This is a genomic window from Nocardia jiangxiensis NBRC 101359 (assembly GCF_000308615.1).
In the GTDB taxonomy this organism is placed as follows: Bacteria; Actinomycetota; Actinomycetes; order Mycobacteriales; family Mycobacteriaceae; genus Nocardia; species Nocardia jiangxiensis.
In genome coordinates this window covers 47,293-59,493 of sequence record NZ_BAGB01000173.1, presented here as the reverse complement: position 1 = coordinate 59,493, position 12,201 = coordinate 47,293, and the positions used below count along the sequence as shown (strand labels likewise).

At 67.1% G+C, this 12,201-nt stretch carries 14 protein-coding genes; 8 read left to right on the top strand and 6 right to left on the bottom strand.

All coding sequences use genetic code 11. The features are described 5' to 3' along the window. Window positions 1-109: 109 nt before the first annotated feature. The gene (locus ON40_RS45750; RefSeq protein WP_040832187.1) at window positions 110-1,282 is read right to left on the bottom strand and encodes an aminoglycoside phosphotransferase family protein; all 1,173 of its coding nucleotides are present in this window, start codon (window positions 1,280-1,282) and stop codon (window positions 110-112) included. A 252-nt stretch (window positions 1,283-1,534) separates the two neighbouring features. Then, entirely contained in the window at window positions 1,535-2,248 is a 714-nt protein-coding gene (locus ON40_RS45745) for a GntR family transcriptional regulator (protein ID WP_051194591.1), read from the bottom strand. A gap of 172 nt (window positions 2,249-2,420) precedes the next feature. On the opposite strand from ON40_RS45745, the gene ON40_RS45740 reads away from it, so the two are divergent. The 6 genes from ON40_RS45740 to ON40_RS45715 all read left to right on the top strand — a co-directional run bounded on the left by ON40_RS45740 (window position 2,421) and on the right by ON40_RS45715 (window position 8,035). Further along, complete coding sequence (locus tag ON40_RS45740) at window positions 2,421-3,362, top strand: polysaccharide deacetylase family protein (RefSeq protein WP_040832186.1); 942 nt, start codon at window positions 2,421-2,423, stop codon at window positions 3,360-3,362. Beyond that, entirely contained in the window at window positions 3,359-4,678 is a 1,320-nt protein-coding gene (locus ON40_RS45735) for an MFS transporter (protein ID WP_051194590.1), read from the top strand. Before ON40_RS45740 ends, ON40_RS45735 begins: the two co-directional genes overlap by 4 nt. Beyond that, entirely contained in the window at window positions 4,678-5,106 is a 429-nt protein-coding gene (locus tag ON40_RS45730; RefSeq protein WP_040832185.1) for a GAF domain-containing protein, read from the top strand. The genes ON40_RS45735 and ON40_RS45730 overlap by 1 nt, the downstream gene beginning before the upstream one ends. A 15-nt stretch (window positions 5,107-5,121) precedes the next feature. Continuing rightward, window positions 5,122-6,564 (top strand): NCS1 family nucleobase:cation symporter-1, encoded by a 1,443-nt coding sequence (locus ON40_RS45725; protein WP_040832184.1) that lies wholly within the window; start codon window positions 5,122-5,124, stop codon window positions 6,562-6,564. Continuing rightward, window positions 6,557-7,498: a polysaccharide deacetylase family protein gene (locus ON40_RS45720; RefSeq protein ID WP_051194589.1), complete on the top strand. Its 942-nt coding sequence runs from the start codon at window positions 6,557-6,559 to the stop codon at window positions 7,496-7,498. Before ON40_RS45725 ends, ON40_RS45720 begins: the two co-directional genes overlap by 8 nt. A gap of 135 nt (window positions 7,499-7,633) precedes the next feature. Beyond that, a complete protein-coding gene (locus ON40_RS45715; RefSeq protein WP_245568283.1) occupies window positions 7,634-8,035 on the top strand; it encodes a cupin domain-containing protein in 402 nt (133 codons plus the stop codon). A gap of 52 nt (window positions 8,036-8,087) precedes the next feature. Here ON40_RS45715 and ON40_RS45710 read toward each other — a convergent pair whose 3' ends face one another. The 4 genes from ON40_RS45710 to ON40_RS52975 are packed head-to-tail and all read right to left on the bottom strand — an operon-like array spanning window position 8,088 to window position 10,608. Beyond that, the gene (locus tag ON40_RS45710) at window positions 8,088-8,588 is read right to left on the bottom strand and encodes a hypothetical protein (RefSeq protein WP_040832183.1); all 501 of its coding nucleotides are present in this window, start codon (window positions 8,586-8,588) and stop codon (window positions 8,088-8,090) included. 12 nt (window positions 8,589-8,600) lie between these two features. Beyond that, window positions 8,601-9,977: a hypothetical protein gene (locus ON40_RS45705; protein ID WP_040832182.1), complete on the bottom strand. Its 1,377-nt coding sequence runs from the start codon at window positions 9,975-9,977 to the stop codon at window positions 8,601-8,603. A 5-nt stretch (window positions 9,978-9,982) separates the two neighbouring features. Then, on the bottom strand, window positions 9,983-10,282 hold the full coding sequence (locus ON40_RS45700) for a WXG100 family type VII secretion target (RefSeq protein ID WP_040832180.1): 300 nt from the start codon (window positions 10,280-10,282) through the stop codon (window positions 9,983-9,985). Beyond that, entirely contained in the window at window positions 10,279-10,608 is a 330-nt protein-coding gene (locus tag ON40_RS52975) for a WXG100 family type VII secretion target (RefSeq protein ID WP_040832178.1), read from the bottom strand. The genes ON40_RS45700 and ON40_RS52975 overlap by 4 nt, the downstream gene beginning before the upstream one ends. A gap of 208 nt (window positions 10,609-10,816) precedes the next feature. Between ON40_RS52975 and ON40_RS45690 the strand changes: the two genes are divergently transcribed. Together ON40_RS45690 and ON40_RS45685 are read left to right on the top strand one after the other, a co-directional pair. Then, window positions 10,817-11,659, top strand: coding sequence for an SDR family NAD(P)-dependent oxidoreductase (locus ON40_RS45690; RefSeq protein WP_040832177.1), 843 nt, complete (start codon window positions 10,817-10,819; stop codon window positions 11,657-11,659). Further along, on the top strand, window positions 11,652-12,119 hold the full coding sequence (locus ON40_RS45685) for a nuclear transport factor 2 family protein (RefSeq protein ID WP_040832175.1): 468 nt from the start codon (window positions 11,652-11,654) through the stop codon (window positions 12,117-12,119). Before ON40_RS45690 ends, ON40_RS45685 begins: the two co-directional genes overlap by 8 nt. The last annotated feature ends 82 nt before the right edge of the window (window positions 12,120-12,201 follow it).

Sequence of the window (12,201 nt, the reverse complement as noted above, 5' to 3'; positions counted from 1 at the left end):
CTCCAATGTGACTTATGGCCGATATGTGCAGGGACACAGGAGCTTTACGACGACGGCATCGGCGGCACCCCGGGTCGAGGATGCCGCCGATGCCGTCGCGGAAGACGAATCAGACGCCGAGCGCGTCCAGGGAATCGTGGTCGTCGATCGCGGTGGTGATGCGTTTCAGCAACGTCAGGCAGGTCTCGTTCGACTGCATCCTCGGCTGATACGCCGCCCGCCCGATCGTGAAAGCCCAAGCGGCATAAGCGAACATCGACTGCTGCCGGTACAGCAGCCAGGCATCCTCGAACGAGGGCGCGACGCCTCCGGCACTGGCCAGTTCCTCCAGATACGCCTGCAGCAGTTCACGATCCCATGCCCGGCGATCCTCGGGCTCGCAGCCGGAGTTGACGGTGTAGGCGAAATCGTGCGCCCAGCCGCCGCGCATCACCACCTGCCAGTCCACGTATCCCATCCGGCCCTCCCGGGTCAGGTATGTCTGCCCGATGTGCGGATCGCCGTGCAGCAGGGTCGCGGGCACATCCTCCGTCGCGATCGCGATGGCGCGCTCGACACCGGCCCACAGCCGATCCGCCTGTCCGTGCAGGGTTTCGGGGACGACCTCCTGCGCCCGGCCCAGGCCGACCTCGCAGCGCTTGCGCATATCGATCGCGGCCAGGTAGGCGTCGAGCATGTAGGCCGGGGTGTTGAGCACCTCGATCGCCGGACTCTCCCAGAACGTCCCGTGCAGGCGAGCGAGATTGCGCACCAGATCCTCGATCTGATCGCGGGCGATCGGCGCGGTCGGCTCGCTGAACACCGCACCGCGGGTGGCGGCGATATCCTCCATCAGCGCGATCGAGCGCCAGGACGCCGGATCCGACGCACCCCAGTAGCCGATCGGCGCCTCCATGTCCACGCGCGGCCGGAAGTCCTTGAAGAATCGGGTCTCACCGTCGATCATCTTGCCGCCGCCGAGCAGAATGCGCTGGCTGAACGCCGTCGTGGTCTTCGCGAACAGCTCCCGCGGCAGCCCAGCTTCGATTCCGGCATCGTTGTACTCCACCCGGATCGCCACGCGGGTGGAGGTTCCGCGACTGCCGTTCGAGGTGCCGAAGGACAGCACCTGCGCGCCGGGGACGTCGCGGCACAGCACCGCGGTCAGCCATTCGGCGGTGACGGTCTCACCCGAGACCGGAACATCCTGGAGCGCGCGAGCTTTCGGCCGCGTGATCGCCTCGCTCGCCATGTGTGCACCGACCGTGGCCGATCGCCCGAGCAACCAGAGTTTGTGGTTCATGCGCTTGCCTCGATTCCGAACTACGACAACACTGACGCACGCCGCCGACCCGCCGGCCGGCGCTCGCAGACAGTACCCCATGAGTCCGGAATACATTGCCCGACAATGATCTTGCTGCGCAATTTCCGCAGATTCGAGGAAGCTTCCCACTGACGGCAACGTTCGCAGGGTGAATTCGACGGTCGAGCAGGACGCGAATCATTCTGCCGTACAGGAAAACTCGCGCCGCAAGCTCCGCGGACGCCCCCCCGCTCAGCCGGGCAGGTGTGCGAGGATCTCCTGTCCGGTGGCACGCATATGACTCGCGGCGAGTTCGCCCGCACGCACGCTGTCGCCGGTCGCGACGGCTTCGGTGATGGCGACGTGCTCGTCGAAGATCCGATGACCGTCGTCGCTGTGCCGCAACAGGCATTGCACCCGCCCGCGCAGCGGGCCCAGCGCGCCGTCCAGGACCTCGTTGCCCGCCAGCCGTGAAATCTCCTCGTGCAGCGACATGTTCACCCCGTCCGCGACCGGACGACCGCCACCGGTCAGCCCGGCGCGACCGATCTCGAGCAGTTCCCGCAACCGCCGTGCGCCCGCCGGGGTGATCGACTGCGCCGCCTGGCGCGCGGCCAGCGCCTCGAGCGTTTCGCAGACGTCGAACAGATGCGCCACCGACACCGAGTCCAGGGTGCGCACCCGGACCTGCCGGCCGTGCACCGTCACATACCCCTCCGACTCCAGCATGCGCACGGCCTCCCGGATCGGCACCCGCGAGATCCCCAGCGCCACAGCGACGTCCTGTTCGTACAGCCGCATTCCGGGCGAGAGCAGGCCCTCCATGATCCATTCCCGCAGCACGTCACGCACCCGGGCGCGCAGCGGCGGCGCACCCGGACCGCATCGGTGCAGTGCGCTGCGCAGACCGGGCGGCACCTCCGGAAGCGGCGCGTGGCCGGGAACGACTGCCGCGGAAAACTCCATAGGCCATTGTTAACACCGGAATGCTAATTGTTCGCGCCATTCATGTTTCGGTCGTGTTTCCGGCTTCGTATACGTGCCGAAGTATACGTCGCAATTCATTGACTTCGACTGTTCGCAATTCCCAGAATATCGGCATCGAACTACGCGGAACCGATAGCGGAGGAACAGTTTCATGAGTCCCGACTCACCCGCCGGATCCGGTCCAGACCGCGATTTCACCGGCTACGGACGGCAGGGAGCGCCGGTGCGCTGGCCCGGCGACGCCCGGGTCGCGATATGCCTGATCGTCAATTACGAATCCGGTGCGGAACGCTCGTACTGGGCCGGCGACGCCCGTAACGAACCGCCCCAGGAATTCGGCTATCCCCCGCCGCCGATACGCGATCTGGGCAATGAATCCATCTTCGAATACGGCAGCCGGACCGGCGTGTGGCGGTTGCAGCGCATTCTCGATCGATATCGGCTGCCGGTCACCTTCCACGGCTGCGCCCGCGCCTTCGAACTGGTTCCCGAGGTCGGGGCCTATATCGCCGAGGCCGGACACGAGGTGTGCGCGCACGGGTGGCGCTGGGAGGAGGTGAGCCGACTGCCGCGCGAGGTCGAACGCGAGCACATCGCCCTGGCGGTGGCCTCGATCCAGCAGACCTGCGGGCAGCGCCCGGTCGGCTGGTACAGCAAATGCCCGCCCTCGCTGAGCACCCGAGAATTACTCGTCGAGGAGGGCGGATTCCTTTACGACAGCGATTCTTTCGCTGACGACGTACCGTATTTCACCCGCGTCGGCGACAAGCGTCATCTGGTGATTCCGTACACTTTCGTCACCAATGATTCGCTGTTCCATCCCGGACAGGCGTATTCGTCCCCGGCGGATTTCCTGGACAGTTGTCGACGCACGTTCGACATGCTCCGGGACGAGGGCGAACACCGCCCGCAGATGATGTCGGTCGGGCTGCATCCGCGCCTGGCCGGGCAGCCGGGGCGAGCGCACGCCCTGCGGACCTTCCTGGAGCACTGCCTGGAGCGCGGCGAAGTCTGGTTCGCCCGCAAGGCCGATATCGCGCACTGGTGGTACGAGCACGCCGCCGAATTCGAACGAGCCGGGGAGGCAGCGTGATTCGCACATCCACACGAAACGACGAGGCGCTGTTCGCGCCGCTGAGCAGCCGCCGGGTGGCCTACACGACCGTGGTGGCATTCCTGGCCTGGACGCTGGCGGTCTACGACCAGATCACCTTCGGCAATCTGCTGCCGGTGATCGGTGACGACTTCTCCTGGTCGTCGAGTACGAGATCCTATGTGGCCACGGCGGTTTCGGCGGGCTCGGTCCTGATCGCGCTCACCGTGGGACCGGTGATCGACCGGCTCGGCCGCCGCCCCGCACTGTTGATCACGACCTCCGGGGCGGCGATCAGCTCGGGCCTGGCCGCGCTGGCGATCGGGCCGATCAGCCTGGTGCTCACACGCGCGCTGTCCGGCTTCGGCGCGGCCGAGCAGTCGGTCAACGCCGCATACCTCAACGAGATCTACGGATCCCGGCGCAAGGGCCTGATGTACGCCATGGTGCAGGCGGGCTGGCCGGTCGGGGTGATGCTGTCCGCCGGGCTGGCCGCGGTGCTCGAACCGGTCGTAGGCTGGCGCGGCGTATTCGCGGTGGCGACGTTCCCGCTGCTGGTGATTCTGTTGCTGCGCACCGGATTACGCGAGTCGCCGCACTTCCTGAAGGTCCGGCGGCTGCGCGAATTACAGTCCGCCGGAGCGAGTTCCGAGGCCGGGACGCTCGCGCGTGGTTGGGGAATCGAACAGCCCGGCGCGGGGCGGGTCACCTATGCCCAACTGCTGCGGGGTCGGCTGCTGCGGCCGACGCTCGTGCTGTGCCTGGCGTTCTTCGTCAAGCTGATCGCCGACTCACAGCTGACCGTGCTGGCCACGACGGTGCTGCGGGATGTCAAAGGCGTGTCGATCACCAACGCGCTGTGGATGGTGGTCGTCGCGAATCTCGTTGCGATCGCGGGATATCTGGCGCTCGGACACCTCGGCGACCGGATCGGACGGCGGGAGACGATCATCCTCGCGCAGTGCGCCGCCGCCGCGTGCACCGCCTGGCTGATCTTCGCGGCACACGGTGCGGCGAGTGTGGTGATCGGCTACTCCGCCACGCTGTTCTTCGCTCAGGGCGCGGCCGCACCGCTGTTCACCTATCTCGGCGAGGTGTTTCCCACGCGGGTGCGCGGCAGTGGCGCGGCCCTGGTCGGCGCGGTCGGACCGCTCGGCGGGATCGTCGGGCCACTGCTGTACGGCGGATTGCAGGACGTCGGATGGACCGCCACGGCCGCGGCCGGATCCGGGGTCGTGGCCTGCGCCGTCGCTGCCGCGCTGATGTTCGGTTCGCCGCGGGTGCGTCCCGGCGCGAACCTCGAGGCGGGTGCGTGATGGCCCCGGACCATGCGGCCGACTGCCGCCGACTGCTCTCGGACGTCGATGCCTCCCGCGTCACCGTCCGGCTGGTCGACGCGACCGGATTTCCCGAACTCGTCACCGAGGAATGCGCAGCGGGCGTGCCGTCGATGCGCACCTCGACCCGGATCAATCCCGCGGACTTCCCCACCTATCGCCATCTGGTCGAGACCGGTGAACTGCTGATCCAGTCCGACACCCGAACACATCCGATCCGCCCGCCGCAATCGCTCATCGACGAATTGCGGGTCTACGCACAGATATTGGCGCCGATCAGGCACGGCGGACGGATCGTCGGCACCCTCTCGGTCCACTTCCAGGACCGGCCCCGGCAATTCTCCGCATCCGACATCGCGACCGTGTGCAGCTGCCGCGAGCGCATCGAAGCCACTCTGGCCGACTGATTTCCAGGAGTTCTCATGTCCACCTCACCACCGGTCAGTTCCCGGTTGCACAATCCGGATCTGGCGCCCGCGACCACCCGGGATTGGAACGGGTACAGCGTGTTCGCGCTCTGGATGTCGGTGCTGCACAACGTCGGCGCATACACCTTCGCCATCGGCTTCTTCTTCCGCGGCCTGAACACCTGGACGGTCCTGGCCGCGATGGCGGTGGCCCTGGTCATCGTCTACGTGCTGATGAATCTCAGCGGCACGATCGGGCAGCGCACCGGCGTACCGTATCCGGTCGTGGCGCGCATCTCGTTCGGCGTCTTCGGCGCGAATCTGCCCGCGCTGATCCGCGGGGTGCTGGCCGTGTTCTGGTACGGGGTGCAGACCTATCTGGGCTCGGTGGCGGTCTCGGCGCTGGCACTGCGGCTGCTGCCGGGGCTGGCGTCCTGGCAGACGCACCGGCTGCTGGGTCTGTCGGCGCTGGGCTGGTGCTGCTTCCTGGGGCTGTGGGTGGTGCAGCTACTGGTCGTGCGACACGGTATGGAAGCCGTTCGCCGATACCAGAATTGGGCCGGACCGGCGGTGTATCTGGTGATGTTCGTGCTGCTGGCCTGGGTGCTGATCCGCACCGGCGGTGCACCGGGTGTCGAGGTCTCCCCCGATCGGGTGCACGGCGGATCGGCGGTCCTGCAGTTCGCGTCGATCGTCGGGCTGATCGTGGCGTTCTTCGGCACCTTCCTGCTCAACATCAGCGATTTCACCCGCTCCAGTCCGTCACAACGGTCCATGCGCCGGGCGAATCTGTGGGGGCTGCCGGTGAACTTCCTGGTGTTCGCGGTGACGGTCGCCGTGGTCACCACCGGCAGCGCGAAACTGTTCGGGCATCCGGTGACCGATCCCATCGAACTGGTGCAGCGCATCGACAACACTCCCGTCCTGATCTTCGCCACGATCGTGTTCACCATCGCCACGATCGGGGTCAACGTCGCCGCCAACGTCGTCTCCCCGGCCTTCGACTTCTCCAATATCGCGCCCCGGTACATCACCTTCGAACGCGGCGGCATGCTCGCGGCGATCGGCTCGATCCTGGTGTGCCCGTGGGCGTTGTACTCGAGTCCGGTGGTCGTGGACTATTTCATCGGCGGGCTGGGCGCGTTGCTCGGACCGCTGTTCGGGGTGATCCTCACCGACTTCCATCTGGTGCGCCGGGGCCGCGTCGACGTGCCCGCCCTGTATGTCGAGGGCAGCGGGCCCTACTGGTATCGGCGCGGGGTGAATCCGCGGGCGATGCTGTCGGCCGCAGCCGGGTCCGTGATCGCGATACCGGTCGCACTGATCCCGGCTTGGCATGCGGCAGCGCCGTTCTCGTGGGCGTTGGGCGCGGCCGTCGCCGCGGTGAGCTATCTCGCCCTGCGGCGCGGCGACATCGCCGACCCGATCGACTCCGGACAGGAGCCCGCCCATGTCTGAACCGAAAGATCTGGTCCCCGCTGCCGGGCCGCGGCGTGACTTCGTCGGCTACGGTCCGGTGCCACCCCGGGTGGTGTGGCCCGACGGCGCGCGGGTGGCGGTGAGCCTGGTGATCAACTACGAGGCCGGGGCCGAGTACAGCTTCGCCGCGGGCGACGGACGCCGGGAGGCGGTGGGCGAGTTCGGTGTGGCGATCAACCCGACGCGTCCGGGCATCCGGGATCTGTGTGTGGAATCGGCCTTCGAATACGAAAGCCGTTCCGGCAGCTGGCGATTGGCCAGGATATTGGACGAGTACGGCCTGCCCGCCACCGTCAACTGCTGTGGTCGCGCACTGACGAAGAATCCCGCGTTCGGCGAGTACATCCGGGCGCGCGGGCACGAGCCGATGGCGCACGGCTGGCGGTGGGAGGAGCCGTGGCGGCTGTCCGAACAGCAGGAACGCGAGGATATCGCCCGCGCGGTCGCCACCATCGAAACACTGTGCGGGACAAGGCCGGTCGGCTGGCATTCCCGCTGCACCCCGTCGGTCCACACGCGCGAACTGGTCGCGGCCGAGGGCGGATTCCTCTACGACTCCGACGCCTACAACGACGATCTGCCCTATTTCACCGATACGGCCGCGGGGCGGCATCTGGTCGTGCCGTATTCGCTGACGTTCAACGACATGCGCTTCGCCTTCCCCGGCTATGCCGACCCGACCTCCTTCACGCGCTACCTCACCATGGGTTTCGACGATCTGTGGGAGGAGGGCGCGACGCATCCCCGGATGATGACGATCGGCCTGCACGGCCGCTGGGCCGGAATGCCCGGACGAGCCCGCGCGGTGCGCGATTTCCTCGATCACGTACTCGGGCGCGGGGAGGTGTGGTTCGCGCGACGTGCCGATATCGCCCGGTGGTGGCTGGCTCACCACACCGAGTTCGAACGATGAGCCGACCCGGGTGATCGCTCACCTCGCAGTTCGAGAATTCTGCTCCCATAAACGGAAATAATATTATACTTTCAGTGAGAGTTCTGTTCTACCCATGATCGGGAGACGGACCGCACCCACGGAAGGGAGCCGACCATGCCGCATGCACGTCCCGAGGAGCTGCCGCCCGGCGGGGGCGGGCGCTGGCCGCGCAGCGCCCAGGGATTCCGCTCGGAACGCTGGGGCGATATGGAGGTCGGATTCACCCGTTCGGCCGGAGCGCGCGACTGCACCGAGCTCTACCGCGCCGGCGGCATGCCCGGCGGCGTCTGCCCCTGCCCGCACTACGGCTACATCTTCTCCGGAACCATCCGCGCCACCTATCCGGGCACCGGCAACCCCGACGAGACCGCCACCGCGGGCGAGGCGTACTTCTTCCCCGCAGGCCACGTCCTGATCTACGAGGAGGCCACCGAAGCGCTCGAGATCAACCCGGCCTTCGCCCTGGGCCAGTGCATGGACGCCATCGAACGAGCCGCCGCCCGCGGCGCGAAGTAACTCCCGAGCGCCGGCCGGGCTCGGCCCCGGATGCCCTGTCCGGCAGGCCGATTCAGCTGTCGTACCGATCCGCCAGTAGCGGCAGGTGCCGCGAGGCGTTGGCGGTACTCGCCGCGTAGGCGCGGAAAGCGGCCCTGGCCGCGGGAATCGACTCCCCGAGCGCCGACTCCACGAAGTCGGGGCTGCCGCCGATCAGCACGAATTCGTCGACGGACAGCAGCGCCGCGACCGACCGGTCCGCGGTGGTGAGCAGCACGTCGAACGGGGCCAGGTCCCACCGCCAGTCGGCGACCTCGCCCAGGTCCGCGAGTACCGCCTGCTGCGGCTCGTCCGCACCGAGATCCTCGGTGCTCAGGCAGACCAGTTCACTGTGACCGGCGGCCCGGAACGCGTCCAGCAACCGGACCCCGGCTTCGTTGTCCGACAGATCGGGGATCTCGGCCGCGGGCACGACGACGCGCCCCGCGTCGATCCAAGCCGGGCTGAAAGCCTGACCCGACTGCAGCAGCGCCGCCCGGATATCAACGGCCGCATCGGCATTGAGATATTTCATCGGCGTCCTCGGTCACGGGTTGAAACGATATTTGGCGTCGGGCTGACCCTTCTGCTGGATCGAGATGGTGTCTCGACCGTCGGAGGAGCCGCGCAATGATACATCGCTGCCGTCCGGCAACCGGACGACCTTGGTGCCGTTCGGATACGTCTTGACCTCGTGTCCCTCGGCGATCTCATCGAACTCCCGCTGCGCCTCGGTGCGCCCGCCCGCCTTGGATCGGATCACCGAATCCTTGTCCTTCTCGAGCGTCGCGTCCTTGTTCAGGATGTCCTGCGCGCCCGTGCGGTCGTTCACCTTCGGCGTGGCATCCGAGGAATCATCGCTCGACTCGGCGCTGTCACCGGACACCGTCATCACCGAGATCGCGGCGATGGCCGCCAGGCCGGTGACGCTCAGCGCCGTGACACCGGCGAAGGCGGCCGCCGCCCCTTCCAGGACGGCGGCGACGAACCCCGAGATCGCGGTCGAAATCGCTTCTCCGACAGCGGCGATCGCCGATGCCCCCGCGGCGGTGCCCGCGCCGACTTCGGCCTCGTCGCCACCGGCCAGGCCGAGCCCGGCGGTGAAGATCGTCGTGATCACCACGACCACCACCACAGCAGCGGCGATTCCGGCGAGTTCCACCAGCAAGCCGTTGGTCTGCGAGGAGATATCTCCGCGCAGAGCATCCAGCTTCTGGTGATGGTCGGTCACCAACGGGGTCAGATCCGTTGCGGCACTGTGCAGATCGCCCGCCCCCTTGGCCAGGGTGGTGAAGTGATCGGCGAAGTGGTCGAGATCGGGCGCTTTCAGATCGGTGGTGAGCGTCGTGGAAATCTTCCCGAGCGTGCTGGAGGCATTCTGCACGGTCTGATTACCGGTGAAACTCTTCCAGGCATCCGCGGCGGTCTTCAGCAGGGTGGTGTCGCCGTTGGGCACCGGATGGGAGATATGGTCCAGCAAGCCGGGGATATCGGTCGTTATGCCTGCGCCCGGGTGGCCCAGCACCGAATCGGGGATCAGGACCGGATTCTCCGCACCGTAGAGCGGACTGCTCACCTGCGGCTGCACCGGCGGCGGATTGTTCGACGTGTCGCCCCGGACATCGACGGTATTGAAGTATTCACTGGACGCGTAGTTGTAGGCCGCGTACGACAGCAGATCGCCCATGTTCTGCACGGCATTGGCGAATGTCGTTGCCATCGTGACGAAATCGCTGACGTGTTTGTCGTAGGCGCCCGCCCACGTCTTGACCTGAGCGTAGTCACCGGCCATCCCGCTCGAATCGAACAGGACCTGATAGAAGGGATCGAAGGCGGTGCCGAAATCCTTCGCCAGGTTGTAGCACTCGGTCGCCGCCGCGGTGTAGACCGTCGGATCGACCTTCAGCGAGGGGTCCGGCGCCATCGCGATCAGCCTCGCGCCATCCGGACGTTCACGTTCACCGCGTCGCCGTACCGCCCGTGCGCCCGATCAGCGGCCGCACTGGCATCGGTGACGCCCTGCACGAATTCCTGTGCCTCGCCGATCCATTTCGCGTGTGCCGCGACATAGGCGTCGGCAGCCGAACTGTCCCAGTGCTGTGCGCGCAGCACCTTCGCCTGCCGATCGATCTCGTCGAATGTATCGGTCAGAAATCCGGACAATCCGCGCATCCGGGAGATGATCCGATCGAGATGTCCCAGATCCACCGCGAAACCTTCGGTGCTCACGAATTCACCTCCGCGATGCGAGCCGCGGATCCGTCGTCGCCGTCCCGATATTCGCGGCTCCCGCCGCCGAGCTTGCTCGCCAGTTCGGTCAGGGTGTCGAAGATCTGATTGCCGCCGTCGCGGCATTCGGCCCAACCGCGGGCGAATCCGTCGGCGGCCGGACCGCTCCAGCCGGCCGCCATCAGGTCGGTGATTTCGCGATCCATCGAATCCAGTGCGTTGCGCAGGGTTCCCGCTTGGTCGTGGGCGTAGCCGCCCATCTTCGCAACCTCGTCGGGAACTACCGCGATCGGGCGCTCCGAAGCACTTCCCCCGTGTCCTACCATACCTTCCACGGTATGCCCAGCAGGATCCTCCGTCGAGCCGTTTAAATCAGGGGCACAACGGATTTCGGCCACCGAGCCGTGCCATTCGTCCGGTTTGCCCTTCCTGTGAGTCGGTCCGGCCGCGCGGCTACGCGAGGCGAGCGCGTCGAGGTCTCGGTCACCGGAACGGGGGCTGTCGGGTGCGGTTCGCCGCGCGATACTGGCGCTCATGACCGATGACGCAGTTGTGCCACCCGAACCCGACCTGTCGAAATACGGTCCATGGGCGGTGATCGCCGGTGGGTCCGAGGGGGTTGGGGCCGAATTCGCGCGGCGGCTCGCGCACGGTGGCATCAATGTCGTGCTGGTCGCGCGCAAGCCGGGGCCGCTGACCGAGGTCGCCGAGTCCTGTCGAGCGCTCGGAGTCGAAGTGCGCACGCTCGCAGTCGATCTCGTCGACGGCGGGGTGGAGGCGATCATCGAGGCCACCGCGGATCTCGAAGTCGGTCTGCTGGTCTGCAATGCCGGGGCCAATACGCACAGCATGGAATTCCTGGACGGAGATCCGCGCGAGTTCCAGCGCGTGATCGATCTGAACCTCACCGCGACGCTGGCACTGGTGCGGCATTACGGACGTCTCATGCGGGACCGGCAGCGTGGCGGAATTCTGCTGGTCGGATCCCTGTCGGAGTATGCGGGTTCGATTCGGCACACCATCTACGGCGGGGTCAAGGCGTTCGTGCGGATCTTCGGCGAGGGGCTGTGGCTCGAGCTGCGCGATTACGGCGTGGATGTGCTGACGCTGGTGCTCGGCGTCACCCGCACACCGGCGATGGAGCGCGTCGGGCTGAACTTCGACGCCCCGGGCATGGTCGTGTCCGAGCCCGCGGACGTCGCGGGAGAAGGGCTGGCGCATCTGGCGCACGGCCCGGTGCACGTGGTCACCGGTAACGAGAAGTCCGTCGCGTGGCGCACCGGCCCGGACCGGACGAAGATCGTGCTGACCACGCACAAGGCCATGACCAGCCTGATGAACGGCGAGCAGTCCGCCGATGCGGCCCGCCATGGATGACACACTGGCCCGCCTCGAACAACGCCTCCAGCGCGTCGAGGACGAACTCGCGGTACTGCGTCTGCTGACCTCCTACGGACCGCTCGCCGACGCCGGAAGCACCGACGCCGCCGAACTCTGGGCCGAGGACGGCGAATACGACGTCGACGGCTGGCGTATGCGCGGTCGCGACGAGGTGCGCGCGATGCTCCGATCCGATGCGCATAAGCGGATCATCGGCACCGGCAGCGCGCACTTCTTCGGCCCGCCCAGTATCAGCATCGACGGCGACGAGGCCGTCGCGGTCTGTGAATCGATCCTGGTGCGGCACAACGACGACGGGCCCTACATCTGGCGCGCCGGAGCGCATCGCATCCGGCTGCGGCGGACCCCCGATGGCTGGCGCATCGTGCACCGGATCAGCCGCCAACTGGACGGTAGTGCGGTGACCCGGCAGGTTCTCACCGGCTCGGACGACTGAAGGATCGATCCGCCGAATCGCCCGCGTTCACTGCGGCGCACCGCATTTCGATGCTCCGGATCAAATTCGGTTGCGGCACACC

Excerpts from the sequence above, each read along its gene's own strand:
- ON40_RS45730 (WP_040832185.1), top strand. The coding sequence starts at position 4,678 with ATGGCCCCGGACCATGCGGCCGACTGCCGCCGACTGCTCTCGGACGTC.
- ON40_RS45740 (WP_040832186.1), top strand. The coding sequence starts at position 2,421 with ATGAGTCCCGACTCACCCGCCGGATCCGGTCCAGACCGCGATTTCACC.
- ON40_RS45705 (WP_040832182.1), bottom strand. The coding sequence starts at position 9,977 with ATGGCGCCGGACCCCTCGCTGAAGGTCGATCCGACGGTCTACACCGCG.
- ON40_RS45725 (WP_040832184.1), top strand. The coding sequence starts at position 5,122 with ATGTCCACCTCACCACCGGTCAGTTCCCGGTTGCACAATCCGGATCTG.
- ON40_RS45715 (WP_245568283.1), top strand. The coding sequence starts at position 7,634 with ATGCCGCATGCACGTCCCGAGGAGCTGCCGCCCGGCGGGGGCGGGCGC.
- ON40_RS45710 (WP_040832183.1), bottom strand. The coding sequence starts at position 8,588 with ATGAAATATCTCAATGCCGATGCGGCCGTTGATATCCGGGCGGCGCTG.
- ON40_RS52975 (WP_040832178.1), bottom strand. The coding sequence starts at position 10,608 with ATGGTAGGACACGGGGGAAGTGCTTCGGAGCGCCCGATCGCGGTAGTT.
- ON40_RS45720 (WP_051194589.1), top strand. The coding sequence starts at position 6,557 with ATGTCTGAACCGAAAGATCTGGTCCCCGCTGCCGGGCCGCGGCGTGAC.
- ON40_RS45685 (WP_040832175.1), top strand. The coding sequence starts at position 11,652 with ATGGATGACACACTGGCCCGCCTCGAACAACGCCTCCAGCGCGTCGAG.
- ON40_RS45690 (WP_040832177.1), top strand. The coding sequence starts at position 10,817 with ATGACCGATGACGCAGTTGTGCCACCCGAACCCGACCTGTCGAAATAC.
- ON40_RS45745 (WP_051194591.1), bottom strand. The coding sequence starts at position 2,248 with ATGGAGTTTTCCGCGGCAGTCGTTCCCGGCCACGCGCCGCTTCCGGAG.
- ON40_RS45750 (WP_040832187.1), bottom strand. The coding sequence starts at position 1,282 with ATGAACCACAAACTCTGGTTGCTCGGGCGATCGGCCACGGTCGGTGCA.